Source organism: Phenylobacterium aquaticum, assembly GCF_022695515.1.
In the GTDB taxonomy this organism is placed as follows: domain Bacteria; phylum Pseudomonadota; class Alphaproteobacteria; order Caulobacterales; family Caulobacteraceae; genus Phenylobacterium; species Phenylobacterium aquaticum.
Genome location: NZ_JALDPT010000024.1, coordinates 22,176 through 48,390 on the forward strand (window position 1 = coordinate 22,176; position 26,215 = coordinate 48,390).

The 26,215-nt window shown below is 68.9% G+C and carries 25 protein-coding genes and 2 pseudogenes; 10 read left to right on the plus strand and 17 right to left on the minus strand.

What is annotated here, in order from left to right; translation table 11 throughout:
• Positions 1-6 precede the first annotated feature (6 nt).
• Positions 7-663, plus strand: a complete 657-nt coding sequence (locus MQH10_RS16870) for an HAD family hydrolase (protein ID WP_242565181.1) — start codon at positions 7-9, stop codon at positions 661-663.
• Here MQH10_RS16870 and MQH10_RS16875 read toward each other — a convergent pair.
• The 3 genes from MQH10_RS16875 to hflK are packed head-to-tail and all read right to left on the minus strand — an operon-like array spanning position 660 to position 3,105.
• Positions 660-1,199, minus strand: a complete 540-nt coding sequence (locus MQH10_RS16875; RefSeq protein ID WP_242565182.1) for a GNAT family N-acetyltransferase — start codon at positions 1,197-1,199, stop codon at positions 660-662. The two genes, MQH10_RS16870 and MQH10_RS16875, sit on opposite strands and share 4 nt — an antisense overlap.
• Positions 1,200-1,201: 2 nt before the next feature.
• The gene (gene hflC, locus MQH10_RS16880) at positions 1,202-2,092 is read right to left on the minus strand and encodes a protease modulator HflC (RefSeq protein ID WP_242565183.1); all 891 of its coding nucleotides are present in this window, start codon (positions 2,090-2,092) and stop codon (positions 1,202-1,204) included.
• Positions 2,089-3,105, minus strand: a complete 1,017-nt coding sequence (gene hflK / locus MQH10_RS16885; protein ID WP_242565184.1) for an FtsH protease activity modulator HflK — start codon at positions 3,103-3,105, stop codon at positions 2,089-2,091. The genes hflC and hflK overlap by 4 nt, the downstream gene beginning before the upstream one ends.
• 296 nt (positions 3,106-3,401) lie before the next feature.
• Here hflK and MQH10_RS16890 point away from each other — a divergent pair.
• Positions 3,402-4,516 (plus strand): annotated as a pseudogene (locus MQH10_RS16890) (Mrp/NBP35 family ATP-binding protein).
• 34 nt (positions 4,517-4,550) lie between these two features.
• Here the strand turns inward: MQH10_RS16890 and MQH10_RS16895 are convergent.
• The 7 genes and pseudogenes from MQH10_RS16895 to MQH10_RS16925 form a co-directional block, all read right to left on the minus strand.
• Complete coding sequence (locus MQH10_RS16895; protein ID WP_242565185.1) at positions 4,551-5,981, minus strand: MFS transporter; 1,431 nt, start codon at positions 5,979-5,981, stop codon at positions 4,551-4,553.
• 134 nt (positions 5,982-6,115) lie between these two features.
• A complete protein-coding gene (locus MQH10_RS16900) occupies positions 6,116-7,534 on the minus strand; it encodes an MFS transporter (protein WP_242565186.1) in 1,419 nt (472 codons plus the stop codon).
• 150 nt (positions 7,535-7,684) lie between these two features.
• Positions 7,685-9,309 (minus strand): annotated as a pseudogene (locus MQH10_RS26895) (MFS transporter).
• The gene (locus MQH10_RS16910) at positions 9,260-10,165 is read right to left on the minus strand and encodes an SDR family NAD(P)-dependent oxidoreductase (RefSeq protein ID WP_242565187.1); all 906 of its coding nucleotides are present in this window, start codon (positions 10,163-10,165) and stop codon (positions 9,260-9,262) included. Before MQH10_RS16910 ends, MQH10_RS26895 begins: the two are co-directional and overlap by 50 nt.
• Positions 10,166-10,260: 95 nt before the next feature.
• The gene (locus MQH10_RS16915) at positions 10,261-11,220 is read right to left on the minus strand and encodes an HlyD family secretion protein (RefSeq protein ID WP_242565188.1); all 960 of its coding nucleotides are present in this window, start codon (positions 11,218-11,220) and stop codon (positions 10,261-10,263) included.
• 4 nt (positions 11,221-11,224) lie between these two features.
• Positions 11,225-11,956 (minus strand): ABC transporter ATP-binding protein, encoded by a 732-nt coding sequence (locus tag MQH10_RS16920; RefSeq protein WP_242565189.1) that lies wholly within the window; start codon positions 11,954-11,956, stop codon positions 11,225-11,227.
• Positions 11,953-13,095 (minus strand): ABC transporter permease, encoded by a 1,143-nt coding sequence (locus MQH10_RS16925; protein WP_242565190.1) that lies wholly within the window; start codon positions 13,093-13,095, stop codon positions 11,953-11,955. The genes MQH10_RS16920 and MQH10_RS16925 overlap by 4 nt, the downstream gene beginning before the upstream one ends.
• 160 nt (positions 13,096-13,255) lie before the next feature.
• Here MQH10_RS16925 and MQH10_RS16930 point away from each other — a divergent pair, with 160 nt between their 5' ends.
• Positions 13,256-15,331 carry a S46 family peptidase gene (locus tag MQH10_RS16930; RefSeq protein ID WP_242565191.1) on the plus strand — a complete coding sequence of 692 codons (2,076 nt, stop codon included), beginning with the start codon at positions 13,256-13,258 and terminating at the stop codon, positions 15,329-15,331.
• A 28-nt stretch (positions 15,332-15,359) separates the two neighbouring features.
• Here MQH10_RS16930 and MQH10_RS16935 read toward each other — a convergent pair whose 3' ends face one another.
• Genes MQH10_RS16935 through MQH10_RS16945 form a run of 3 tightly spaced genes read right to left on the minus strand, consistent with a single transcriptional unit; the run spans position 15,360 to position 17,117 of the window.
• Positions 15,360-16,166: an acyl-CoA thioesterase gene (locus MQH10_RS16935; RefSeq protein WP_242565192.1), complete on the minus strand. Its 807-nt coding sequence runs from the start codon at positions 16,164-16,166 to the stop codon at positions 15,360-15,362.
• 52 nt (positions 16,167-16,218) lie between these two features.
• On the minus strand, positions 16,219-16,701 hold the full coding sequence (locus MQH10_RS16940) for a MarR family winged helix-turn-helix transcriptional regulator (protein WP_242565193.1): 483 nt from the start codon (positions 16,699-16,701) through the stop codon (positions 16,219-16,221).
• Positions 16,698-17,117: an organic hydroperoxide resistance protein gene (locus MQH10_RS16945; RefSeq protein WP_242565194.1), complete on the minus strand. Its 420-nt coding sequence runs from the start codon at positions 17,115-17,117 to the stop codon at positions 16,698-16,700. The genes MQH10_RS16940 and MQH10_RS16945 overlap by 4 nt, the downstream gene beginning before the upstream one ends.
• Before the next feature lie 143 nt (positions 17,118-17,260).
• Here MQH10_RS16945 and MQH10_RS16950 point away from each other — a divergent pair, with 143 nt between their 5' ends.
• Positions 17,261-18,544 (plus strand): NupC/NupG family nucleoside CNT transporter, encoded by a 1,284-nt coding sequence (locus MQH10_RS16950; RefSeq protein ID WP_242565195.1) that lies wholly within the window; start codon positions 17,261-17,263, stop codon positions 18,542-18,544.
• Positions 18,545-18,571: 27 nt separating this feature from the next.
• Positions 18,572-19,192, plus strand: a complete 621-nt coding sequence (locus tag MQH10_RS16955) for a glutathione S-transferase family protein (RefSeq protein WP_242565196.1) — start codon at positions 18,572-18,574, stop codon at positions 19,190-19,192.
• 4 nt (positions 19,193-19,196) lie between these two features.
• Here the strand turns inward: MQH10_RS16955 and MQH10_RS16960 are convergent, their stop codons facing one another.
• The 4 genes from MQH10_RS16960 to MQH10_RS16975 form a co-directional block, all read right to left on the minus strand.
• Positions 19,197-19,775, minus strand: a complete 579-nt coding sequence (locus MQH10_RS16960) for a TMEM175 family protein (protein WP_242565197.1) — start codon at positions 19,773-19,775, stop codon at positions 19,197-19,199.
• Between the two features lie 13 nt (positions 19,776-19,788).
• Positions 19,789-20,781 carry a polysaccharide deacetylase family protein gene (locus MQH10_RS16965; protein WP_242565198.1) on the minus strand — a complete coding sequence of 331 codons (993 nt, stop codon included), beginning with the start codon at positions 20,779-20,781 and terminating at the stop codon, positions 19,789-19,791.
• 82 nt (positions 20,782-20,863) lie between these two features.
• Positions 20,864-21,862, minus strand: coding sequence for an MsnO8 family LLM class oxidoreductase (locus MQH10_RS16970; RefSeq protein WP_242565199.1), 999 nt, complete (start codon positions 21,860-21,862; stop codon positions 20,864-20,866).
• A 5-nt stretch (positions 21,863-21,867) separates the two neighbouring features.
• Positions 21,868-22,329 (minus strand): PaaI family thioesterase, encoded by a 462-nt coding sequence (locus tag MQH10_RS16975; RefSeq protein WP_242565200.1) that lies wholly within the window; start codon positions 22,327-22,329, stop codon positions 21,868-21,870.
• A 146-nt stretch (positions 22,330-22,475) separates the two neighbouring features.
• Here MQH10_RS16975 and MQH10_RS16980 point away from each other — a divergent pair, with 146 nt between their 5' ends.
• The 5 genes from MQH10_RS16980 to MQH10_RS17000 are packed head-to-tail and all read left to right on the plus strand — an operon-like array spanning position 22,476 to position 26,187.
• Positions 22,476-23,624, plus strand: a complete 1,149-nt coding sequence (locus tag MQH10_RS16980; RefSeq protein ID WP_242565201.1) for an acyl-CoA dehydrogenase family protein — start codon at positions 22,476-22,478, stop codon at positions 23,622-23,624.
• Between the two features lie 2 nt (positions 23,625-23,626).
• Complete coding sequence (locus MQH10_RS16985; protein WP_242565202.1) at positions 23,627-23,923, plus strand: DUF3253 domain-containing protein; 297 nt, start codon at positions 23,627-23,629, stop codon at positions 23,921-23,923.
• On the plus strand, positions 23,920-24,561 hold the full coding sequence (locus MQH10_RS16990) for a glutathione S-transferase family protein (protein WP_242565203.1): 642 nt from the start codon (positions 23,920-23,922) through the stop codon (positions 24,559-24,561). The genes MQH10_RS16985 and MQH10_RS16990 overlap by 4 nt, the downstream gene beginning before the upstream one ends.
• 13 nt (positions 24,562-24,574) lie before the next feature.
• Positions 24,575-25,159: a uracil-DNA glycosylase family protein gene (locus MQH10_RS16995; protein ID WP_242565204.1), complete on the plus strand. Its 585-nt coding sequence runs from the start codon at positions 24,575-24,577 to the stop codon at positions 25,157-25,159.
• Entirely contained in the window at positions 25,156-26,187 is a 1,032-nt protein-coding gene (locus tag MQH10_RS17000) for an alpha/beta hydrolase (RefSeq protein WP_242565205.1), read from the plus strand. Before MQH10_RS16995 ends, MQH10_RS17000 begins: the two co-directional genes overlap by 4 nt.
• Positions 26,188-26,215: the final 28 nt, after the last annotated feature.

Here is a 26,215-nt window from a genome sequence, read left to right on the forward strand (position 1 = left end):
CGGCCCATGAGCCTTCCCCGCGTTCCCCAAGCCGTCGTGTTCGACATGGACGGCCTCCTGGTCGACACCGAGACCGTCTATCACGCCGCCGTCGTCGCCACGGCGGCCGGGATGGGGCTCGAGTTCCCCAAGGCCCTGTTTCTGAACATGGTCGGCCTGACCTGGGCCCACAACGAACACCAGTTGCTGGACCACTTCGGCGCCGACTTCGACGCCACGGCCTTCCGCGCCGCGGCCAGCCTGAAGTTCCATGAATTGGCGGCCGTGGAGCTGGCCCTCAAGACCGGAGTGGTGGAGATCCTCGACCGGCTGGACGAACTGGGCCTGCCGCGGGCCATCGCCACCTCCTCGCATCACCGCGAGGTCGAGCACCATATGGGCCATCACGGCCTGCGCGACCGCTTCCACGCGGTGGTGGCGCACGGCGACTACGCCCGGCCTAAGCCCAATCCGGATCCCTACCTGCTCGCCGCCGAGCGGCTGGGGGTCGCGCCGCATCTGTGCCTGGCCCTTGAGGACAGCCACAACGGCGTCCGCGCCGCGGCGGCGGCCGGCATGATGACGGTGATGGTGCCCGACATGCTGCATCCCACCGACGAGATGCGCGAGCTCTGCGTCCGCATCGCCACCGACCTGCACGAGGTGCGGGGCTGGCTCGGCTAGAGCTCGATCCAGAAGTGCATGGCCTCTTCGCCTGGCCGCCAGATGTGCGGGACGGTCTGGGTGTGAACCCCGCCGTTCTTCTGGATGACACGGATCGAATGCGAGTTGCTGGGATTCACGGTCAGCAGCACGCGCTTCAAGGGAAGGTTCGCGCGGATCCAGTCGAGGCCGGCCGCCAGGGCGGCGCTCGCGTGACCCTGGCCGCGGGCTGACGGGCGCATAGCGTAGCCCACGTGGCCGCCGACCCTCGACAGGCTCTCGTTGAGCTCATGGCGCACATGCACTGTGCCCAAGAACCGGTAGTTCTCCACCCACCACAGAGCCGTCCACGGCATGGCTTGGCCAAGGGAGCCGTCCGGCTGGACGAAGGTGTCCGGCGGATTGAGCTGGCTGTCCAGGAAGGCGAGGGGATCAGCCTCAACCTCGGCGATGCTCTTAGGCGTCTCGGGGCGCAGGTTGTCGCGGCTGTAGCCCTCATGCAGGGCCTCAAGGAACGAGGCCATGTAGCGGACATGCGGGACGACCAGCTCAGCCAAGGCTATTTCGCGCCCGGCCCGCGCTCGAAGTACTTGAAGAAGGCGCTGTCCGGCGAGAGCACCATGGTCGTGTCGCCCTGTCCGAGCGACGCCTCATAAGCCTGCATGGACCGATAGAAAGCCGCGAAGCTCGGGTCCTTGCCGAAGCTCTGGGCGAAGATCCGCGTGCGCAGGCCGTCGCCCTGGCCGCGGACGTTCTCGGCCTCCTCGGTGGCGGTGGCGAGCGTGATGGCGACCTCCTTGTTGGCCTCGGCGATGATCTCGCGCTTCTGCTGTTCGCCGCCGGCGCGGATGCCCGCCGCTTCCTGCTCGCGGCTGGTGCGCATGCGCCGGAACACCGCCTCCTGATTGCCCTGGGGCAGGTCGGCGCGCTTGATCCGGACGTCGATGATTTCGATGCCCAGGCCCGAGGCCTTGGCCCGGGTCTCGACGTCGCGCTTGGTGGCGGCCATCAGGTCGCCGCGCTTGGTCGAGACGATCTGCTCGGTGGTGGCCGAGCCCAGGATCTGGCGCAGGGAGGAATTCACCAGCCGCTCGACGCGGTCCTGGGCGATCGTCTCGGTGCGCAGGGTCCGGTAGTACTGGAGCGGATTGGAGATCCGGTAGCGAACGAAGGCGTCGACCACCAGGCGCTTCTGGTTGACGTCGACGATCTCTTCCTTGTCGGCGACCAGGGGCAGGTTGCGCTTGTCGACCTTGATGACGTTCTCGATGAACGGCGCCTTGAGGTGCAGGCCGGGATCATCGGCGCCCATGGCGTTGATGACGCGCACGGGCTCTCCGAAGTTCAGCACGATGGCCTGCTCGCGCTGCTCGACCACGAACAGGGTGTTGCTGAGCAGCACGAAGGCGAAAACGGCCGTGACGAGGGCGGCGATCTGGGCGCGGGTCATCGGGCGGCTCCGGGAATGACGGAGCCCGAGGCCGCGGGGCCGTCGGAGGCCGAGGGCGGCGGGGCGGCCACGGGCGTATTGCGCGGCTTGAAGACGTCCGGCGGCAGGATGATCGGGGCGCTGGTCCCCTTGCCGTCCACCACCACCTTGTTCGACTTGGCCAGCACCCGCTGCATGGTCTCGATATAGAGCCTCTGGCGGGTCACGGCCGGCGCGCGGCGATATTCCGCATAGATCTGGTTGAAGCGCGCGGCCTCGCCCTTGGCCTCGCGCACCGCCTGCTCGCGATAGCCCTCGGCCGACTGGGTGATGGCCGAGGCGTCGCCCTTGGCCTCATTGACCACGCGGTTCTTGTAGGTGTTGGCCTCGTTGACCTTGCTCTCGGCGTCCTGCTGGGCGTTGGCCACCTGACGGAAGGCGTCGATCACCTCGGCCGGTGGATTGGCGGAGCGGATCTGGACCTCGACCACGGTGACGCCGGCGCCCCAGCGGTCCAGGGTCTTCTGCATCAATTCGGCCGTCTCGATCTGCACCTGGCCTCGGCCGCTGGTCATGATCGAGCCCAGGGTGGTCTTGCCGATCACCTCGCGCATGGCGCTCTCGGCGGCGGCCTGAACGCCGTCGTTCGGGTCGCGCACGGTGAAGAGATAGGCGGCCGCGTCGCTGACCCGCCAGGTCACGCTGAAGTCCAGGTCGACGATGTTCTCGTCGCCGGTCAGCATCAGGCTCTGCTCGGGCGCGTCCGTGCTGCCTGATCCGCCGATGTCGGTTCGGTTCAGGCTGGTCACCGCGACCTTCTCGACCGCCTCGATGGGGGAGGGCAGGTGATAGCGCAGGCCGGGCGATTCCGAGCGGGTGTAGCGGCCGAAGGTGGTCACCACCGCCTGCTCGTTAGACTGGACCACATAGAGGCCGGACAGCGCCCAGATCCCGAAGGCCACGGCGGCGACAATCACCGCCACGCCGGAGCGCGGCGCGCCCGGACCGCCCAGCAGGCCGCGGAAGCGGCGCATGGCGTCGTCGAAGGAGGGCGGGATGTCGGGCCCGCCGGGCCGGCGCGGACCTCCGGGCCCGCCAGGGCCACGGCCGCCGCGGGGCGGATCGCGTCGTTCCCCGTCGCCGCCGTTGGACGGCGATCCCCAGGGGCCGGGGTTTGCATTGTCATTCCAGGGCATGGTCGCGTCGTCTGACTTCTGATCTCGGCGCGGCCGCGTCGCACAGGTCCCCGAGCGGACTTGTAAACCGGCGCTGTCAGCCGGATATGAGGCGGCCCCACCGGCAAAGCAAGACAAAGCCCGACAAAGACCTCATGACCCCTGACGCCCCTCTCGACCGCGCCGGCCTGATGGCCGTGCTGAACCAGGTGATCGATCCGCGGAGCGGGCAGGGATTGTCCGACGCCGGACTGGTCCGTGGCCTGATCCTCGCGCCCGGCCGGCGGGCTTCATGCTCGAGGTTCCCGCCGATCAGGTCGAGCAGTACGCCCCGGTGCGCGACGCCGCCGAGACGCTGCTGGCCGGCCTGCCCGGCGTCACCCGCGCCCAGGTGGTGCTGACCGCCGAGGCGCCGCCCGCCCCGCCGCCCGGACCGGGCGTCACCCGGGTCCGTAAGGGCGCCCGCCTCGCCCACGACCCCCAGGCCCAGCCCGCGCCGCCGGCCGAGGCCGAGCGTCCCGCCCATGTGAAAAAGGTCATCGCCGTGGCCAGCGGCAAGGGCGGGGTCGGCAAGTCGACCATTTCGGTGAATCTCGCCGTGGCCCTGGCCCGCCAGGGCCTGCGGGTCGGCCTGCTGGACGCCGACGTCTATGGCCCCTCGGCTCCGCGCATGCTGGGGGTCGATGGCGAGCCCGGATTCGGGCCGGAGAAGAAGCTGATCCCGCTGGAGGCCTGGGGCATCAAGGTGATGTCCATCGGCTTCCTGGTCGATGAGGCGGCGCCGATGATCTGGCGGGGACCCATGGCCTCCTCCGCCGCGCGCCAGATGGTGCATGACGTGGCCTGGGGCTCGGCCGCGGAGCCCCTCGACGTGCTGGTCGTCGACCTGCCGCCCGGCACCGGCGACATCCAGCTGACCCTGGTCCAGAAGCTGAAGCTGGACGGGGTGATCATTGTCTCCACGCCCCAGGAGATCGCCCTCATCGACGCCCGCCGGGCCGCGGCCATGTACGTCAAGACCGCTACCCCGATCCTGGGCGTGGTCGAGAACATGGCCTGGTTCGTCGATGCATCAGGCGCCCGCATCCCGATCTTCGGCGAGGGCGGGGCCAGGGCCGAGGCCGCCAAGCTGGGCGTGCCCCTGCTGGCCGAGATCCCGCTCGACATGGCGCTGCGCCAGGCCTGCGACGACGGCAAGCCCGTGGTCGCCACCGCCCCCGACAGTGCCTCGGCCCAGGTCTTCGCGGCGATGGCCAAGCTGCTGAGCTGAACCCTCGCCCCCAGGGGGCGAGGGCAGAGCGTTCCTATCGCACCGGCGCGGTTCCGCCGGGACCCGTCGACAGGCCCGACAGCGGTTCGGCCTCCAGGGCTTCGGTGAGCGCGGCGTCGCGGTCATCGAGCTGGCGGCGGATGTCGGCGTGGCGGTCCTTGTCCAGCTTGTAGCCGAAGAACAGCGCGCCCCCGACCAGCACCAGGATGATCGGCGCGAAGAGGTAGCACATCTCCAGGCCGTGGATGGCGGCCTCGGTGTTCACCGCCTCGTCCTTCGCGTTGTAGCCGACCGCCGCCAGGATCGGGAAGACGATGGCCACGGTGATCGAGGAGCCGAACTTCTGGGTCACCGTGACCAGGGCGTAGAGCAGGCCGGCCTGGTTCTGGCCGGTCTCCAGGCGGATCTGGTCGGAGATGTCGGCGACCATGGCGCGGATCAGCAGCACGAAGGCCGAGGCGCAGAAGCCGACAGCGAACATGCCGACCGCCGTCATGGCGAACTCGGCCTTGGGCAGGGCCATCAGGGCGGTCTGGCAGATGGCGTAGCAGACGCAGGCGATCTGCAGAGTGCGGTGCTTGCCGAGCTTCTGGGCGATGCGCGCCCAGACCGGCGCCCCCACGAGGCCGGCGCCGATATAGGGGATCAGCAGCAGGCTGACCTCCTTGATCGGGAAGCCTTTCGCGTCGTGGAAGAAGAAGATGTAGATCGGCGAGGTGGTGCCGGGACCCAGCACCAGGAACAGGTCGGCCAGCACCAGGCGGAACATGCCGGGCGTGGTGAACACCGCCAGATAGTCCTTCAGACCCGCGGCCTTGTGGTCCGTCGCCGCCGGCTTCTCCGGTGCGAAGAACACGCTGGCGGCGGTGGTGAAGGGCAACAGGCCGATGATGATCCAGGCGATGGCCGACATGCTCTCGCCCTTGCCGGGCTGGATCGCGCCGTGGGTCAGGATCGGGGTCATCAGGAGGCTGACCGAGCCCATGACGCCGACCGCCTGCATCCAGCCATAGATGCGGCTGCGCTCGTTGTAGCCGGTGGCGAGCGCCGCGGCCCAGGCGGCGTGCGACAGGGTGACGATCGAGGTGCCGGTATAGATGATCAGCAGCCAGGTGATCAGATAGCTGACCCCGGCGTCCACCGGCGGATTGAGGATCTTGTAGGTGGCGTAGGCGAGCAGCGGGACGCCCAGCGCGAACCAGACCCGATAGCGGCCGAACCGCGTGCGGGTGCGGTCCATGCCGAAGCCGATGATCAGGTCGAAGCCGATGTCGATCAGCCGCACCAGGGCCACGGCCCCGGCGACGGCGGTGAGCGCGATGCCGAGGTGGCCGGCATAGAAGCGCGGCAGATAGGTTCCCAGGATCAGCTGCAGCATGACGGCGGGAATGCCGGCGCTGGCGAAGGCGAATATGGTGGGCGTCGACAGCCGACCAGCCGCCGGGGAGGCGGAGGGATTGGACACGGGGCGTCTCCTCAAAATCAATGGTCGCCCTCTGACGGGGCGCTAATGATCGGAAACAGACCGTGCGGTCGGCGTTTGCGCAAGCCCCTTTCGGCGGTTCCGGCGCCGTACCCGGCGCCAGAACCGATCCGGGATCAGCGCTGATTGGCGGCCGGAGGCTCCCCGCCCAGGCTGATGCCCGAGGCGGTGGTCAGCTGGGCGGCCTCGGCGGCGAGCGCATCGCGGATATCCAGCTGGCGGCGCACCTCGCCGTGGCGGTTGGCGTCGAGCTTCCAGCCGATGAAGGCCGCGCCGCCCAGGAACACCAGCAGGATGGGGGCGAAGACGTAGCAGAGCTCCAGGCCGTGGATGGCGTCGGGCGTGTTCACCGCGCCTTCCTTGGGGTTGTAGCCCACCAGCTGCAGCACGGTGTAGCTGACCGTCACGGTGATCGCCGCGCCGATCTTCTGGGTGGTGGTGACCAGGGCGTAGAGCAGGCCGGCCCGCTCCTTGCCGGTCTCCAGCCTGACCTCGTCGGCCACGTCGGCGACCATGGCGCGCACGATCGGCACGAAGCCCGAGGCGACGAAGCCCACGCCGAACATGCCGGGAATGGCGAGCGACATGGTGGCCGGCGGAATGATCATCAGCATCGACTGGGCGACCGCGTAGGCGACGGCCGAGACCATCAGCGCCCGGTGCTTGCCGGTCTTCTGGGCGAGCCAGCCCCAGAACATCGAGCCGACCAGGCCGGCGGCGATGTAGAACAGCAGCAGGATCGAGGTCTGGGGCCCGGTGTAGTGGCGGGCGTCGTGGAAGAAGAACAGGTACAGGGCCGCAGTGGTGCCCGGGCCGAGCGCGATGACGAAGTCGGCGAACACCAGGCGCAGCATTTCCGGGCGGGTGATCAGGGCCCAGTAGTCGGCCAGCCGCACCCGCTCCTCGCTGTCGCTGGGCGGCGCGATCCGCTCCGGCGTGACCAGCACGCACAGCAGCACGGTCAGGGGCGTCGTGATGATCAGGAACCAGCCCATGGCCCCGACCCCGCCATGCGCCCCGGCGGGCTTGCCGGCCAGCAGCAGGGGCAGCAGCAGGATCATCACCGAGCCCAGCACGCCGACGGCCTGGATCACCCCATAGACCCGGCTGCGGTCGTGATAGCCCGTGGCGATCGAGGCGCCCCAGGCGGCCTGGGCCAGGGTCAGGATCGACACCCCCACATAGAGGATCAGGAGCCAGGTGATCAGGTAGCCGAGGCTGATCCCGGGGCTCGCCAGGAACAGCATGTAGGTCGCCGCCATCACGATCGGGGCGCCCAGCACCAGCCAGGGCCGGTAGCGGCCAAAGCCGATCTTGGTGCGGTCCATGGCCAGGCCCAGCAGCGGGTCGACCGCCATGTCGATCAGGCGGACGATGCCGAAGGCCGCGCCCACGGCGCCCAGGGTCAGGCCGATATGGCTGGTGAAGAACCGGGGCAGATAGACCCCCATGACGAGCGCGATGGCCGCGATCGGCGCCGCCGTGGCGCTGAAGGCTGAAACCACGGGCAGGGATAGGCGCGGACTGCCGGCCATGGACGTCTCCGAAATCTAGTGGCGCGAATGAAATGCGCCGTCGTTGAAAATGGTCCGGACGACCGAGCCTGAATCAGGCCCCGACGAACCGGCGAATAAGGCGGCAACAGACCCCGCGCGGCGACCGCGCGCAAGGGGCGGCGGCGCGGATCAGCGGCTCTCCACGAGGGTCTGGGCGGGCTCAGAGGTCAGGCCCTCCAGCACGGGCGCCTCGTCATAGAGGGCGTCGCGGGCGTCCAGCTCGGCGCGGATCTCCGCGTGCCGCTCGGCGCTCAGCTTGTAGCCGACGAAGCAGGCGCCTCCGAGCGCCACGAACAGGATCGGTCCCGACAGGAAGGCGATCTCCAGGCCGCGGATGGCGTCGGCCGTGTTGACCGCATGCTCCTTGGGGTCGAAGCCGATCCGCGCCAGCACGCTGTAGGTCAGGAAGATCGAGAAGGCGCCGGCCACCTTGGAGGTCATGGAGGTGAGCGCATAGAGCAGGCCGATCTGCTCCTTGCCGCCGTGCAGCCGCACCTCGTCGCCCACATCGGCGGTGATGGCGCGGGTGGTGACCGTGAAGCCGGCGGCCAGGAAGCCGGTCAGGAACATGACCGGCGCGGCCGCCAGGGCCTGGCCCCTGGGCAGGGCGAGCAGCGAGAGCAGGGTGAGCGAATAGAGGCCGGTGATGGCCATCATCGCCCGGTGCTTGCTGATCCGCGTGGCCAGCCAGCCAAGTGCGGCGCGACCACCCCGGCCAGGATGTAGACCACCAGCAGCAGATTGGCCTGATTGACCGTGTAGCCGCGGCTGTCCTTGGAGAAATAGATGTAGAGCGCGCTCATCCAGCCCGGGCCCAGGGCCAGGCACAGATCGGCGGCCATGATCCGCCAGACATTGCCGTGCCGGAACAGGCCCGCATAGTCGGCCAGGCGATAGCGCGCCTCGGACTGCTGGCGGGTGATCTTCTCCGGCGTGCGCCAGACCACCACGCCCACCGCCAGCGGGGTCATGGCGATCAGGAACCAGCCCATGGCGCGGACGCCCTCGCCCTCTTCGAACCCCTGGCGGTGCATGACGATCGGAATGATCAGCACCATCACCGAGCCGAGCACGCCGACCGCGGCCATGATCCCGAAGATCCGGGCCCGCTCGTTGTAGCTGGTGGCGAGGGACGCGGCCCAGGCGGAGTGCGACAGGATCAGGATCGAGGTCCCGAGGTACATGACCAGCAGCCAGACCATCAGATAGGACCGGCCGACGCCTGGTGGGGCCATGAACAACATGTAGAGGGCGGCCATCAGGATCGGGGCGCCGATCAGGGTCCAGAGCCGATAGCGGCCGAACCGCGTGCGGGTGCGGTCCATGATCACGCCGAGCGCCGGGTCGAGGGGAATGTCGATCAGCCGCACCAGGGCGAAGGCGCCGCCGACCACGGTCAGGCTGACCCCCAGGTGGCTGGCGAAATAGCGGGGCAGGTGGACGGCGACCGCGAGCACTAGGGCCGCGAGCGGCAGGCTGGTGCCGGAAAAGGCGAGAATGGTCGGCAGCGAGAGCCTCGCCGCCGTCGGGGCCTGGGACAAATGCGCTTCCTCCCGCCTCCGGCCCCTGTTTCGGCGCCTGGATGCGTGGAACGAGTTACGCCCGGCCAACCCCGCCCGTGCAAGAGGTTTTATGTTACCGAAACGCAAGACGGGCGACCTTTCGGCCGCCCGTCGAACAGTGTTCGGATTGTATAGAGGGCGATCAGCCGCCGGCGAGCTTGCGGAAGAACTTGCCGCCTTGTTCGCCGCCATTGACGTAAGCCGCCTGGCCGGTCGGGTCGCTGATCTTGGCCCAGTTGTCGCGGACTTCCTCGACCGACAGACCGTCTTCGCCCAGATAGACGCCCTCGGTCTCATAGATGCGCGACAGGGCGAAGGCGCCCGCGCCGGCGGTCAGGATGGCGCCCGTCGGGGCTTCGTCTGAGGCCAGATAGACCACGCCGGGGGTGACGTATTCCGGCTTCAGCTTTTCCAGCATCGCGGGCGGCATCAGGCCTTCGGTCATGCGGGTCGCGGCGACCGGGCTGATGGCGTTGATGTGGATGTTGTTCTTCTGGCCTTCGAGCTTGATGGTGTTCATGAAGCCGATGATGCCGAGCTTGGCCGCGCCGTAGTTCGACTGGCCGAAGTTGCCGTACAGGCCCGACGACGAGGTCGTCACGACGATACGGCCGTAGTTCTGGGCGCGCATGATCTCCCACACGGCCTTGGTCGGCTTCACGGTGCCCATCAGGTGGACGTTGAGCACCAGCTCGAAGTCGGCGATCTCCATCTTGGAGAACGACTTGTCGCGCAGGATGCCGGCGTTGGCGATCAGCACGTCGATGCGGCCCCACTTGTCCATGGTCTGCTGGACCATGTGGGCGACGCCGGCGTCGTCGGTGACCGACGAGCCGTTGGCGATGGCTTCGCCGCCCATGGCCTTGATCTCTTCGACCACGGCGTCAGCCGCGGCGGAGGACCCGCCCGAACCGTCCATCGAACCGCCCAGGTCGTTGATCACGACCTTCGCGCCGCGGCGCGCCAATTCCAGGGCGTGCTGCTTGCCCAGGCCGCCGCCCGCGCCGGTCACGATCGCTACTTTGCCGTCGAAGCGGATGTCCGCCATGGAAGTCTCTCCCGGTCCCAAACAAGGGTTTGAATTGCGGCGGCGTTGTGCGGTGCGGAACGGCGGGCGTCAAGCGTCCCCAGCGGCAGCGGGGTCTAGGGCAGGGCGGCGACGCTCGCCCCGCGCATGAACTTCACCAGGACGCGCTGACCGATCAGGAAAGGGGCGCCCTCGGCGCTGACCACCACCTCGACCACGCGGTCGTCGGCGCGTTCGGTAGGATCGTCCGACTGCAGCTTGCGGGCGCCGAACACGGCCGCCTCGCGCATGACCTTGCCGTTATAGATCTTGGTCGGGTCGGACTCGGTGGCCACCTGCACGGTCTGGCCGATGGCGACGAAGGGCAGGGCGCTTTCCGACACCTCGGCGCGGATGATGTGCGGGGCGGCGGGCTCCAGGTCGAACATGGTGGAGACGTTCAGGGTCGAGGCGCCGGCGCCGGGATTGGCGTAGCGCCGCGCGATGCGACCGTCGGCCGGGGCGCGGATCACCGTCAGGTCCTGGTTGTAGCGCGCCTCGGCCAGGGCGGCCTCGGCCGTGGCGACGGCGGCGCGCTGATAGGCGAGGTTGGCCTCGGCCTGGCGGATGGTGTCGCCCGCCTGGTCGAGCTTCTGGGCGGCCACGAAATTGGAGGCCGCCAAGGTGGCCAGCCGGCTGTGCTCGCGCCGCGCCGCGGCCAGCTGCACCTGCAGGGCGGCGATCTGGGCGCGGGCCTGGTTGGCGGCGGCGGCGGCCTGGGCGGCGGCCAGGCGCGCGTCGTCGTCCTCCTGGCGGGCCAGGACCTGGCCCTTGGTCACGTGGTCGCCCTCATTGACCAGCACCTCGCGGACGATCCCGGCCCGGCGGGCGGCCACCTGGATCATGCCGCCCTCGACGTCGGCCTTGCCGTTGGCGATGGCGACATAGGGGCTCTTGGGCGCGGCCGCGGCGGCGAGCTTGGCGGCGGCCGCCTGCTTGGCCTTGGCCTGGTTCTGCATCACGACGAAGCCCGCGCCCAGGGCGAGGACGACGACCAGAACGATCCAGGTCGCGGGGCGGCGGAAAAGGGCGAACATGTCTTCAGGCTCCGATGAGCTCGGCCGCGACGTCCCGTTCCGGCGTCGTGCGCCGGTCGTCCAGGATGCGGCCGTCTTCGATGTGGATGATGCGGTCGGCATAGGCTTCCAGCCGCGGGTCGTGGGTCACGCAGATCACCGCCGCGTCATGGCTCTTGGCCGCGCGCTGCAGGAGCTGGATGACGATCTGGCCGTTCTCGCCGTCGAGCGCCGAGGTGGGTTCGTCGGCGAACAGGAGGCGCGGCTGCTTGGCGAGCGCCCGGGCGATGGCCACCCGCTGCTTCTCGCCGCCCGATAGCTCCGAGGGGCGCTGGTTGAGGCGCGAGCCCAGCCCCACCTCATTCAGCGCGATCGCCGCCCGCTCCTTGCATTCGGCCGGGGTGAGGCCGGTGTATTTCAGCACCGTCGTCACCTGCTCCAGGGCGGTCAGGGCCGAGAACAGGTTAAAGCCCTGGAAGATGAAGCCGCAGTGGTCGAGGCGGAACTTGTCGATCCGGCCCTGGCGCAGACCCCAGAGGTCCTCGCCGAGCGCGCAGACGTCGCCGCTGTCCGGCTTCAGGAGCCCCGACAGGGTGGCGACCAGAGTCGACTTGCCCGAGCCCGAGGGGCCCATGACCATGGTCACGTCGCCATGGCGGGCGTCGAAATCCACCGACTTCAGCACTTCGATATAGGTGCGGCCGGTCTTGAAGCGCTTGCTCAGGCCCTTGGCCTGGATGGCGTGGCGGGGGGTCATCGCAGGAGGTCCGCGGGTTGGCTGCGCTTCAGGACGCCCAGCGACATCAGGCCGGAGACGATCGAGATGGACAGCAGCAGGATGGTGACCGTCGTCACCCAGCCGAGAGGAAAGGCCATTGGCAGCCCGATCGACTTGCCCACCAGCGACACCAGGTAGGTGAAGATCGCCGTCGCGCCCAGGCCGACGACGCCGACCCAGAATGAGAGTTCGATGACGATCAGGTTCAGGGAGAACATTGAGACGCCCAGGGCTCGAAGGCTGGCGAATTCCTTGATGTTGGCGAGGATCGCCCCACGCAGGGTCTGGGAAGTGATCCCCACCCCAATCAGCACGCCCACGAACAAAGTGAAGCCCAACAGGATGCCGATGATTTGCTCCTTCATCAGGGCGCCCTCGTTGGCCTTGGAGAGCTCCTGGCGGGTCCAGGCCCGGTAGGCGCCGGCGGAGGTCGCGTTGAGCTGGTCGCGCACGGCCTCGGCCCGGGACGGGTCCTTGATCCGCACCATCAGCGGGCCGGACCGGTCGCCGCGGCTGCCCATGCCCAGCAGGCGCATGGTGTCGCGGGACATGACCACCGAGGGCTGGTTGATGTCGGGATAGTTGTCGAGAATGGCGCGGACCTTGACGGTCTTGTTGTTCAGGGCTGCGCTGTCGCCCAGCTTGACGCCGAGCCGGGCGAGCGCCGTGCGGTCGAGCGCTACGGCGTAGGGCTCCTGCAGGGCCAGGCGGACGCTTTCCGGATAGTCGGTGGGCAGGGTGACGGCGCCCTCGCGGGTGTCGACCATATTGACCTGGACATAGGTCGTGATCGCCTTCTTGCCCTCGCCGGGGCGGTTGTTCCACCGCGCGCCGTCGCCGTTGAAGCTGGCCACCTCGACCACCTCGGGGTTCAGATAGATCTGCGGCTGGACGCGGCGCGGCAGGCCCGAGGGGCCGGAATTGATCAGGCTCTCGTTCTTGGGCGCCAGGATCATGATGTCGGCCCGCGACCGGTCGATGGTCGCGGTGGCGCCCTTCACGATGCCGGTGAACATGCCGACCTGGGCGAGGATCAGCAGGCCCGAAAAGGCCAGCGCGATCACCGCCGCCAGATAGCGACGCCATTCATAAATCAGGGTGGCCAAGGCCAACGACATGGGAGCCCTCTCAACCCCTCAAGCATGGGAGCGGGGCTCGCCCGGAACCTAGTTAAATCGATGTAAGGCGCGATTGCGGCGGACTGTTCAACGGATCGTCACAAGGTTACACCGCAAGGCGAGGCGCGCCGCGGGGGTCCGTCTAGTCTTGGCTAAGTGAATGTTTCGATTGAAGTTCGGGGCGGCTCTTGGGCTCTCCGCCGCCCTGTCTCTGGTGTCCTCCGCGGCCCTCGCGGACGAAGGCATGTGGACCTTCGACAATTTTCCGCAGACCAAGGTCCAGGCCGCGTACGGGGTGAATATCGACCAGAAATGGCTGGACCGGGTGCGTTCCGCCTCGGTCCGCCTGACCAGCGGCTGCTCCGCCTCCCTGGTGTCGCGGGACGGCCTGGTGTTCTCCAACCACCACTGCGTGGTCAGCTGCGTCCAGAGCCTGTCCACGGGCGACACCGACTATGTGAAGGACGGCTTCGCGGCGGCGACGCGCGAGGAGGAGCGCCGGTGTCCGGGGATGCAGGCCGAGGTCCTGACCTCCATCACCGACCTGACCGGCCAGATCAACGCCGCGGCCGCCGGCGCGACCGGCGAAGCCTTCGTCCGCGCCCGCAACGCCGCCATGGCCGCCGCCGAATCGGCCGCCTGCGCCCAGGACGAGACCGCCCGCTGCCAGGTGGTCAGCCTCTACCGGGGCGGCCAGTTCAAGCTCTACAAATATCACAAGTATTCGGACGTCCGGCTGGTCTTCGCCCCGGAGTTCGCGACCGCGTTTTTCGGCGGCGATCCCGACAACTTCAACTTCCCGCGCTACAATCTCGATATCAGCTTCGTGCGCCTCTATGAGCGCGGCAAGCCGGTCAAGAGCCCGCAGCATCTGATCTGGCGCGCGGCCCCGCCCAGGGTCGGCGAACCGACCTTCGTGGCCGGCAATCCCGGCGGCACCGAGCGGATGCTCACCGTCGCCCAGCTGGAGACCCAGCGCGATGTGGCCCTGCCGATCGGCCAGCTGCAGCGCTCGGAGCTGCGCGGCCGTCTGATCCGCTTCAGCGAGGAGAGCGCCGAGCATCGCCGGGTCGCGACCGATCCGCTGTTCGGGCTGGAGAACGCCTACAAGGTCTATTTCGGCCGGCAGTTCGCCCTGAGCGACAAGGGTTTCATGGACGCCAAGCGCGCGGCTGAAGCCGAGCTCCGCGCCAAGGTCGCGGCCGATCCGCGGATTGCGGCCGAGGTGGGCGATCCCTGGTCCGCCATCGCCCAGGCCCAGGCCGCCTATGCCGAGACCTATGTCCGCTACCGCCAGCTCGAGACCGGCGCAGGCTCCATGTCGGACCTGTTCATGTACGCCCGCGAACTGGTCCGCGCGGCGGAGGAGCGCGCCGTCCCCCCGGCCGAGCGCCTGCCCGAATACGCCGACAGCCGCCTGTCTCTGATGCGCAAGCAGCTCCTCGATCCCAGCCCGATCGATCCGGACCTGGAGCAGCTCTATCTGGCCTTCTGGCTCTCCAAGACCCGCGAGTACCTCACGGCCGATGACCCGGCGACCCAGATGCTGCTGGGCAAGGAAAGCCCTGAGGATCTGGCCGACCGCCTGGTCGCCGGAACGACCCTGGCCGATCCCGCTGTGCGCGAGGCCCTGTGGGACGGCGGTCTCGCCGCGGTCCAGGCCTCCCAGGATCCCATGATCCAGCTGGTCCTCAAGCTCGACCCGGCGGCCCGCGAGGTTCGCAAGGCCTGGGACCAGCGGGTGGCCGGGCCCACGGACTCCGCCGCGGCCCAGATCGCCCGCGCGCGGTTCGCGGTCTTCGGCGACATGGCCTATCCGGACGCGACCTTCACCCTGCGCCTGTCCTACGGCAAGGTCGCCGGCTGGACCTGGCGGGGCGTGACCGTGCCGCCCACCACGACGTTCGCCGGGCTCTACGCCCGCGCCACCGGCGCCGAGCCCTATCGGCTGGCGCCCCGCTGGATTGCGGCGAAGGACCGGCTGAACCCCGACACGGTGTTCAACTTCGTCACCACCAACGACATCATCGGCGGCAATTCCGGCTCGCCGGTGATCAACGCCAAGGCCGAGATCCTGGGCGCGGCCTTCGACGGCAACATCCATTCCCTGGGCGGGAACTACGGCTATGACGGGTCGATCAACCGCACGGTGGTGGTCGCGACCTCGGCCGCCACCGAGGCCCTGCAGAAGGTCTATGGCCAGACCGCGCTGGTGAAGGAGCTGATGGCGAAGTGAGGGCCGGCGCCCCCGCGGGGACGCGCCGTCAGTCCATCGACCGCACGATCACCGACTGGCTGGCCACGGCCATCAGCTCGCCGTCCTGGGCGAACAGCCGCATGTCCCCGTGGGCGAAGCCCGAATGCATGCCGTGGATGTGGATGTCGCACAGCACCCATTCGGTGGGCACGATCCGGCGGATGCGCAGGGTGTTGTCCAGGCTGTTGCCGCCGCCCTGGCGGCCCAGCGCCGCGCCGACGCCCGAGGGCACATAGTCGGCGATTATCGCTAGCATGGAATTGTCGATGGCGTGGTCGCCGCGGGGGCGCACCCACATGACGCTGCGCCCGTCCTCGCTGAGCTGGCCGGTGCGGGGCACGGCGCCATAGCGGCCGGGCGCGACCCGCACCTCCAGCCGGCTGTTCAGGTTCCAGCCCTGGCCGGTCCACAGGGTCGAGAGTTCGCACTCTTCCGGCGGGGGCATGTCGGGCGCCTCGACCCACTGGTGAGAGACCGCGCTCTCGCGGCTGCCCAGGGCGGCGTTGACCGTGAAGATCTCCTTGTCGCCGACATGGCCGATCACCCGGGCCTGGCTGTTGTACTTGCCGTGCACCGGCACCCAGACGTCGAGGTCGACGATCGAGGGCGGCCGCGCATAGGACAGGTACTGGGCCGTCGCCCAGATCACCGGCCGGCCCGTGGTCCGCTCCATGGCCGCGATGGCCGAGGCCAGGCCGATGCCGCCGTACATGAACAGATTGTCCGGCGGCCCGACGCAGACCCCGTCGGTCAGGGGCAGGAACCAGCGGTGCGGGTTGTGGGTCGACTGCAGGTCGAAGAACAGCTCGGTCATGGGCGGGTTTTGCGGGACGGCCGGGCGGCGCGCAAGCCTTGCCGCGCCGGGCCTAGCCCGCCGTCCGCATCTTCCGGGCGAAGTCCTGCAGGGTGGCGCGCAGCTCCACCAGCTCGGTCGGCGCCAGCGGCAGGGCGCAGGCCAGTGTCGCGGGGATGGCGGCGGCCTGGGCGCGCAGGTCGGCGCCCTTGTCGGTCAGGCCGATCTGCACGCGGCGTTCGTCGGCGGGATCGCGGGTGCGGGTGACGAAGCCGGCCGCCTCCAGCCGCTTCAAGAGCGGGGTGAGGGTGCCGGAATCCAGGCTGAGCGCCTCGCCCAGTTCGCTCACCGTGCGCGGCGACCGCTCCCACAGCACCAGCATGGCCAGGTACTGCGGATAGGTCAGGCCGAGCGGCTCCAGCAGGGGGCGATAGGCGCGGGTGACCAGCCCGCTCGCCGCGTAGAGGGCGAAGCAGAGCTGGTTGTCCAGGCGCAGGAACTCGGCCGCCAGGTCGGCGGCCGGTCCGGGGCCGGGAGTTTGAGGCTTGAGACTCATTGCGCCCTTACGGTTATCCCAACATCGATATTGCCGCGAACCGCATTCGAATAGGGGCAGACCTGGTGGGCGGCGGCGATCAGGGTCTCGGCGGTGGTCTGATCGAGCCCTTGCGTCTCGGCGTCCAGCGACACGCCCAGCTTGAAGCCGCCCTCGGCGCGGGGGTGAAGCTCCACATGGGCGGTGACGGCGGCGCCCTTCAGCGGCAGCTTCTGTTGCCCAGCAATGAAGCGCACGGCGTTCTCAAAACAGGCGGCGTAGCCGGCGGCGAACAGCTGCTCGGGATTGGTCGCGCCGCCGCGGCCGCCCATTTCGGCGGGCAGGGCGAGGTCGACGGACAGCAGGCCGTCCGGGGTTTCGACATGGCCGGCGCGGCCGCCGACGGCGCGGGCCTGGGTGGAATAGAGGGCGGACATGGGGGAGGTCTCCTTGCGTGTGAGCAATTAGATAGTGTACAATCTAATTGATGTCAATTGCTCCTCGGCTTGCGAAATTCGGCCGCATGTTCTTCTAGTGTGACAGTTCCGGTGCGAATCCCGCCGGCAGGGGCCCAAGACATATGTTCCGACCTGAAAACGCCCAGAGTCTCGTAGGCTTGGCGCTGATCCTCCTGGTCTGCTGGGCCCTGTCCGAGGACCGCTCCAAGTTCCCGTGGAAGCTGGCGGTCGGCGCGATCGTGCTGCAGGCGGCCCTGGTGCTGGCCCTGTTCGGGGTGCCGGCCCTGCGCGCCGGTCTCGGCGGGGTCGGCGCGGCGGTCGATGGCCTCGCCTCCAGCACCCAGGCCGGGGTGTCCTTCGTCTTCGGCTTCCTGTCGGGAACCCCGGACCAGCCCTATGCGGTGCAGAACCCGGCCGGTCTGTTCGTCTTCGCCTTCCGCGTCCTGCCCGTGATCCTGGTGGTCTGCGCGCTGGCCGCCCTGCTCTGGCACTGGAAGATCCTGAAGTGGATCACCCAGGGCTTCGGCTTCATCTTCGAAAAGACCATGGGGCTGCGCGGCGCGCCGGCGCTGGCCACCGCCGCCACGGTGTTCATGGGCCAGATCGAGGGCCCGATCTTCATCCGCTCCTATCTCTCCAGCCTGTCGCGCTCCGAGCTGTTCCTGCTGATCGCGGTCGGCATGAGCTGCGTGTCCGGCTCGACCATGGTGGCCTATGCGACCATCCTGAAGGGCGTCCTGCCCAACGCCGCCGCCCACGTGCTCACCGCCTCGATCATCTCGGCGCCGGCGGGCGTGCTGCTGGCCCGCATCCTGGTGCCGCGCAATCCGCGGATGGAGGACGGCAAGGATCTCGATCCCACCGCCAACAAGGTCTACGAGAGCTCGATCGACGCCCTGATCAAAGGCACCACCGACGGCCTGCAGATCGCGCTCAATGTCGGCGCCACCCTGATCGTGTTCGTGGCCATGGTCGCCATGGTCAACGGCATCCTCGGCATGTTCCCGCAGGTCCAGGGCGCGCCCCTGTCGGTCGAGCGGATCCTCGGCGTGATCTTCGCCCCGCTCGCCTGGTCGATCGGCGTGCCCTGGCGCGACGCCCCGACGGCGGGCTCGCTGCTGGGCGTGAAGCTGGTGCTCACCGAATTCACCGCCTTCATCAAGCTGGGCGCGATCCCGGTGGGCGAACTCGGCGACCGCACCCGGGTGATCATGACCTATGCGCTCTGCGGCTTCGCCAATATCGCCTCGGTCGGCATGAACGTCGCCGGCTACACCGTGCTTGTGCCAGAGCGCCGGGGCGAGGTGATCGGCATGGTCTGGAAGGCGATGTTCGCCGGCTTCCTGGCCACCTGCGTGACCGCCGCCGTGGTCGGGGCCATGCCCGCGGCCCTGTTCGGACAATAACGACAAGGCCTCAGGGAGGGCCGCGCGATGAAGCTCTATGACACCCCGCTGGCGCCCAATCCGCGCCGCGTCCGCTGGTTCATGGCTGAGAAGGGCATTGAGGACGTCGAGATCGTCCGGCTGAACCTGATGGAGGGCACCCACAAGCAGCCCGACTATCTGGCCAAAGCCGGCCTGCCCAATGTCCCGGCGCTCGAGATGGACGACGGGACCACCATCACCGAGAGCCTGGCGATCTGCCGCTATCTCGAGGCGCTTTATCCGGAGCCCAACCTGTTCGGCCGAGATCCCAAGGAGACCGCCCTCATCGAGATGTGGACCCGTCGCGCCGAGATGCTGGTCGCCACGCCCCTGATGATCGCCGTTCGCCATCTGCACCCGGCCATGGCCGCCCTGGAGCAGCAGGCGCCGGAGGTGGGCGAGCATAACAAGACCGGCGCGCTCAAGGCGCTGAAGGTCCTGGACCGGCGTCTGGGCGAAAGCGAATGGCTGGCCGGCGACCGCCTGACCATCGCCGACATCGTGGCCTTCATCGGCATCGACTTCACCCGGATGATCAAGCTGGTGATCCCGGAGGAGCTGAAGAACGTCCACCGCTGGGCCGAGGCCATGCGGGCGCGGCCTGCGGCCAAGGCGGGGATGAAGTAGGGGGCTAGTCCCGCGCGACGCTCGCCTCGACCCGCCGGTCCGGGATCAGCCACATCAGGGCGACGGCCAGGTAGAGCAGGCCGGCGACGGCGGTGTTGACGAACGAGAGCCCCACGCCCGCCAGATAGAGGAAGGGCGACAGGGCGCCCTTGAGGTCACGGCCGAGCGCCCGGCGCAGGGCCGAGTCCGGGCCCTGGGCGTTGATGATGGTCCGCTGCATGATCACCCAGGCCACGGCCGGCGCCAGCAGCGACAGGCCGTAGACCGCGGTCGGCACGGGGGCGAAGTGGTTCTCGCCCATCCAGGCCGTGGTGAAGGGCACGAGGGACAGCCAGAACAGCAGGTGCATGTTGGCCCACAGCACCGCCCCGTTCACCACCGGCACCAGGTGGAAGAAATGGTGGTGGTTGTTCCAGTAGATGGCCACGTACAGGAAGCTCAGCACATAGCTCATGAACACCGGCAGGAGCTCGGCCAGGTTGCTCAGCTCGACCCCGTGCGGCGGCCGCAGCTCCAGCACCATGATCGTCACGATGATGGCCAGCACCCCGTCCGTGAACGCCGTCAACCGCTCGCGACCCACTGATCTCTCCTGTTCAGTTCACCCAGCGTGCCGGGGCCACGGTGCGGGCGCAACCGGAACTATGGCGTGTCGAGCTTGTCGTTCTCGGCCGAGATGTCCGCCGGCGATCGGGGAAGCTGTCCCAGGGCAGCTCCTTGTGCAGGGTGACCGCCCAGCGGCTCAGCCACTCGTCGCCGTCGGGATTTCCGCGCGTGTCGACGATCTTGTAGGCCGGGTCGGCCATGGCCTCGGCCAGGGGCTCGGGACGCAGGTGATTGCGCTTCAGGATCCTGGCCAGGTCGCCGACCGTGTCGGCGTTCAGCCGAGTCGCGTGCAGCAGGAACACATAGTCCGGCCTGCGGCCCAGCAGCTCCAGCCCCGCCTGGCGGTACCACTGCACGCACTTCTCGGTATAGGTTAGATAGGTCTGCTTGACCTTCGCGGCCTTGGCCCTGTCGTGGCGCAGGATGGCGTCGTCATAGACGAGCGCGAACATCCAGTCGGAGTTCTCCATGGTCACCGGCGCGACCTTGTAGCCGTGGGCGGCCAGCCAGTCCTCGAAGGTCTTGCGGGCCTCCGCCGTGGTCCCCGTCTCGAGATAGGGATGGCGGAACCAGACCGGGGTCTCGCCCTTGGCCGCCAGGATCGGGCGCAGCACCGCATCGGCCGCGGCCACGTCGGCGATGTAGTCGGCGACCGGGGTCTTGTTCAGGCTCTCATGGGAATTGGTGTGGTTGCCCAGCACCACGCCGGCGTCGCGCCACTTGACCACCATGGCGGTGCGGGCGGCGTGCTGGTCGCCCTCCAGCCGATCGCCGATGACAAAGCCCGTGGCGTGGAAATGATGACGCCGGATGCCGCGCAGCAGCCGGTTGGTGGTCAGATCCGCATAGGCGACGGAGTCGGTGAGGGCGAAGCCCGGCAGGTCGTCATAGGTCAGGGCCACGCCCTCGGCATGGGCGGCCTGGCTGAGGCCGGCCGCGGCCATCACGCCGGCCAGGAGAAGGGTCCAGAATCTGCGGCGCATGGGGGACTCAGATGCGGGGAGGGCGCGTGGATTTCGAGAAGTCTTCGCAGAGCCGGCGGCGTCACGCCACCCCTGGATGAGCTCAGCCGGGCTTGATCAGCTCCAGCGACCGGATGCGGCTCGGAAGGTCCGGTCCGACCGCCATGACGAACAGTTCGTCGACCCCTTCGCGCTCGGCCTTGGCCGCCAGTTCGGCGCGGACATAGCTGGCCTCTCCGACGACGCCGCGGGCCATGACCATGGGCATCAAGGGGCTGTCGGCGTGCTCGGCCAGGAAGGCCTGGGCTTCGGGGATCGAGCGGAACCGGCGGCGCTGGTTCATCAGCATGGAGAGATTGCCGGCCCGCAGCGGCGCGGCCAGGCGCTGGGCCTCCGCATCGGTCTCGGCGGCGAGCGCGATGGTCGCGACGGCCGCGTAGGCCTTGTCGCGGAAGGCTGAGGGCTCGAACGCCTTGCGATAGGCGGCCACGGCCGGCGCGCCATTGGTCTGGGCGATGAACTCGGCGAACACCATGCCCACCCCGGTCTTGCCCGCGAACACCCCGCTGTCGGGCGAGGAGCAGAGCAGGAACAGGTCCGGGTGACTGGGCCCGGCCGGATTGGCGTGAATCTCGCGGGCCGGGTGGGCGTCGGTGATCGGCTCGACGCCCGCGGCGTCCAGCAGCCAGGCGTTCAACAGGGCGAAATAGTGCGGGAAGGCCTCCGAGCCCGAGGTGCGCAGCGCCGCCCCCGTGCGCCCGTCGGTGCCGAGCGCCCGGCCGACGCCCAGGTCGATGCGGCCGGGGGCCAGCGCCTCCAGCTCCATGAACACCTCGGCCACCTTCAGCGGCGAGTAGTTCACCAGCATGACCCCGCCCGAACCCAGCCGGATGGTCGAGGTCTGCTGCGTCAGGGCCGCGATCAGGATCTCCGGGGCGGGCGAGCCGAGCGTGCCGATATTGTGGTGCTCGGCCACCCAGAACCGGTGATAGCCCAGCCGCTCGGCCGCCTTAGCCACCTGGATGGTGTCGCGCACCGCCTGCGCCTGACTGTCGTCGCCGCTCACCGGCGACAGGTCGAGGACGGAGAGGGTGGCGGTCATGGGCGTCAGGTCCTGGGCCGGGTCTTCTTGATGACGGCCGAGAAGCTCATCACCGGGGCGCCTGATGTGGTGATCAGGCCGCGCAGGAACACCATGGAGCGCGCGTTTTTCACGACCTCGCCCTTGCACTCGACCAGGGCGCCCAGGGGCGCGGAGCCCACGAACTCGCCGTTGAAGGTCGCCGTGACGCTATGGACGCCCTCCAGGCAATCGCGGGCGATCACGAACAGGCAGTAGTCGGCGAAGGTCATGATGCAGCCGCCGTGCATGAAGCCGCCGCCGTTCATGTGCTTCTTCTCGGCCCGGAAGGCGCAGCGCGGCGTCCCGTCGGGATCCATCTTGAAATAGAACGGCCCGGCGTGATCCTCGAAGGGATCGCCGCCGACATATTGCAGCCAGTCGGCCCACTCGCCCTCGCCCGGGATCGGCGGGCCCCAGCCCGTGCTCTCTTCTTCGCCGCCGTCCATGCCATCCCCCGAAAAAGAACCGCGCCCAGGGTTTGCCCGGCGCGCGTCCAGTCACTAGTTTGCACGCGACCTAAGTGGCGGGGCGGGATCGTGCAAGCTCCCAGGTCTCCGCCGCCTCCGACATCCGCGACCTTGAGAACCCCAAAATGGCCCTAGACCTCGAAACCCGCGACCAGCTGATCGACACCGTGCGCCGGTTCGTGACCGAACGCCTGCGCCCGCTGGAGGCCCAGGTCTCGGAAACCGACACCATGCCGCCCGAGGTCATCGAGGAAATGAAGGCGCTCGGCCTGTTCGGCCTGTCCATCCCCGAGGAATTCGGGGGCATGGACCTGACCATGGAGGAGGAATGCCTGGTCGCGGTGGAGCTCGGCCGCACCAGCCCGGCCTTCCGCTCGGCCTTCGGCACCAATGTCGGCATCGGCGCGCAAGGGCTCGTGATGTTCGGGACCGACGAGCAGAAGGCCAAGTACCTGCCCGGCATCGCGTCGGGCGAGATCATCACCTCCTTCGCGCTCACCGAGCCGGAGGCCGGGTCGGACTCGGCAAATGTCCAGGTCCGCGCCGTGCTGGACGGCGATCACTATGTGCTCAACGGCTCCAAGCGCTACATCACCAACGCCAACAAGGCCCACCTGTTCACGGTGATGGTCCGCACCGACGCGTCCAAGCCCGGCGCCGGCGGCGTCTCGGCCCTGCTGGTCGAGCGGAACCTGCCCGGCCTGTCGGTCGGCAAGCCCGAGAAGAAGATGGGCCAGCAGGGCGCCCACATCTGCGACGTCAATTTCGACAACGTGCGGGTGCCGGTGGGAAACCGTCTGGGCCGGGAGGGCGAGGGCTTCAAGGTCGCCATGCAGGTCCTCGACCGCGGCCGCCTGCACATCTCCGCCGTCTGCATCGGGGTGGCCGAGCGGCTGATCGCCGACAGCGTCGCCTACGCCTCCGAGCGCAAGCAGTTCGGCCAGGCGATCAGCCAGTTCCAGCTGGTCCAGGGCATGATCGCCGACTGCAAGACCGAGGCGCTGGCCGCCAAGGCGCTCACCTTCGAGACCGCCCGCAAGCGCGACGCCGGCCAGAGCGTGACCATGGAGGCCGCGGCCTCCAAGTACTTCGCCTCGGAAATGGTCGGCCGGGTGGCCGACAAGGCCGTGCAGATCTTCGGCGGCGCCGGCTACATCGCCGACTACGGGATCGAGCGCTTCTATCGCGACGTCCGCATCTTCCGGATCTATGAGGGCACCAGCCAGATCCAGCAGGTGGTGATCGCCCGCGAAACCCTGAAGCGGGGCGGCTGAGCATGTCCGTCGACATGGAGGCCGTCATCCTCGAGGTGCTCGGCAAACTGGCCCCCGGCAAGTCCGCCTCCTCGGAGGAGGTGGCGCGCGCCGCCGATCCCGAGCGCTGGCGCAAGCTGACCGGCCACGTCCGCAACACGGCCCGGGGCCTCGCCCGCCGCGGCGCGATCGTGGTCACCCGGCACGGCAAGCCCGCCGATCCCGAGACGTTCAAGGGCGTCTATCGCCTGCGCCTGCCCACCGACGCCGAGCGCGCCGCGGGCCCCATCCTGTCCGCCCCGGAAGGAGACTCCGAATGATTGTCTATGGCTCGTCGATGTCGCCCTATGTCCGCAAGACCCTCGCCTTCGCGGCCGAGAAGGGGCTTGAGGTCGAGCTGCAGCAGGCCGGCTTCGGCGGCGGCCCGCCGGAGTTCAAGCTGGCCAGCCCGTTCGGCAAGATGCCCGGCTTCAAGGATGGCGATTTCCTGATCTCCGACTCCACCGCCATCATCACCTATCTCGAGGCGCTGAAGCCGGATCCGAACCTGATCCCGACCGAGCCCAGGGCCCGGGCCCGGACCATCTGGTACGAGGAGTTCGCCGACACCATCATCGGCGCCTGCGTCGGCAAGGTGTTCTTCAACCGCGTGGTCGCGCCCAAGTTCATGAAGCGCGAGGGCGACCAGAAGGCCATCGAGGAAGGGGTCAGCGTCGATTTCCCCAAGCTGGTCGACTATCTGGAGACCGTGGCCCCGGCCTCCGGCTTCCTGATCGAGGACCGCATCACCCTTGCCGACATCGCCGTCGCCAGCCCGTTCGCCAACCTCGCCCATGCCGGCTGCCCGATCGACGCGGCGACCCATCCCAAGGCGGCGGCCTATGTCGCCGGCATCCTGGCGCGCCCGTCCTACGCCGGCTGGGTCGCCAAGGAAAAGGCGATGCTGGGCGCAGCCTAGATTTCGGACGGCGATGTCTCTCGACGCGATCCTGAGCGACATCGCCGCCTGCCGCGCCTGCGCGGGCGAACTGGCCCACACGCCCAGGCCGGTGGTGATGGTGGCCCCTGAGACCCGCCTCCTGATCTGCGGCCAGGCGCCGGGCCAGCGGGTGCATGAAAGCGGTCTGCCCTTCACCGATCCGTCCGGCGACCGGCTGCGGTCCTGGATGGGCGTGGACGCCGAGACCTTCTATGGCCGGCCCGAGATCGGGGTCGCGGCCATGGCCTTCTGTTATCCAGGGACCAATCCCAAGGGCGGGGACTATCCGCCGCCGCCCCGTTGCGCGGCCCTGTGGCGCCAGCCCCTGCTGGCCGCCCTGCCCGGGGTCGAGCTCACCCTGCTGGTCGGCGGCTACGCCCAGGCCTGGGCGCTCGGCGATCGGGCCAAGGCCAATATGACCGAGACGGTGCGGGCCTGGCGGGATTACCTGCCGCGCTACCTGCCCATGCCGCATCCGTCCTGGCGAAACACCGGCTGGCTGAAGCGGAACCCCTGGTTCGAGGCCGAGGTTACGCCCTATCTTCGCCAGACCGTGAAGACCATCCTGAGCTCGTGAAGCGCCTCCTTGTCATCCTGTCCGCCCTGCTGCTCACCGCCTGCACCCCGCTTGTGGTCCAGCAGGCGGGGCGACCCGACGTGACCTTCCAGGGACCCCGGCTGGGATCGGACGCCTTTGTCAGTTTCGACGGGACGCGGCTGGGCCTCACCACCTGGGCGGCGAAGGCCGGCGAGCCCTGGGCCGTGGTGATCGGGGTGCACGGCATGAACGACTACGCCAACGCCTTCCACCTCGCCGCGCCCTGGTGGGCCGAGCAGGGGGTGACGACCTACGCCTATGACCAGCGCGGCTTCGGCCGCTCGCCCGACCGCGGCGTCTGGGGCGGCGACGACCTGATGACCGAGGACCTGCGCACCATCGTGGCGCTGGCCAAGGCCCGGCACCCGAACGCGGTGATCGTGGTGGCCGGCGAGTCCATGGGCGGAGCGGTGACCATCGAGGCCTTCGCCTCGGACCGGCCGCCCGCCGCCGACCGGGTGGTGCTGCTGTCGCCGGCCGTCTGGGGCTGGTCGAACCAGCCTCTGCCCTACAAGACCACCCTGTGGTTCGCCGCCCGCCTGACGGGGCCGCATGTCTATGAGCCGCCGGAATGGCTGACCAAGCGGGTGTTCCCCACCAACAATCGCGACGAGCTGATCGCCATGGGCAAGGACCCCCTGATGATCTGGGGCGCGCGGTCCGACACCCTCTACGGCCTTGTGGCGATGATGGAGCGGGCCTGGCGCGAGGCCGGCGCGGTCAAGGTCCCGGTCCTCTATCTCTATGGCGCCCACGACCAGATCATTCCCAAGCGCCCGGCCTTCCAGGCGGCGCACAGGCTCAAGCCCGGCGACCGCACGGCCTATTACGCCGAGGGCTGGCACCTGATGACCCGCGACCGCCAGGGCCCCAAGGTCTGGGCCGACATCCTCAGCTATGTCAGGGATCCCGCCGCGCCCTTGCCCTCGAACCCGCCGCCGATTCCGCCGCCGGAGACCCTGGATCACCTGATCCATCACGACGGAAGCCGCGACGCGGGCTTGTGAAGCCGCCCGCTCGGGCGTAGAGGCGGGC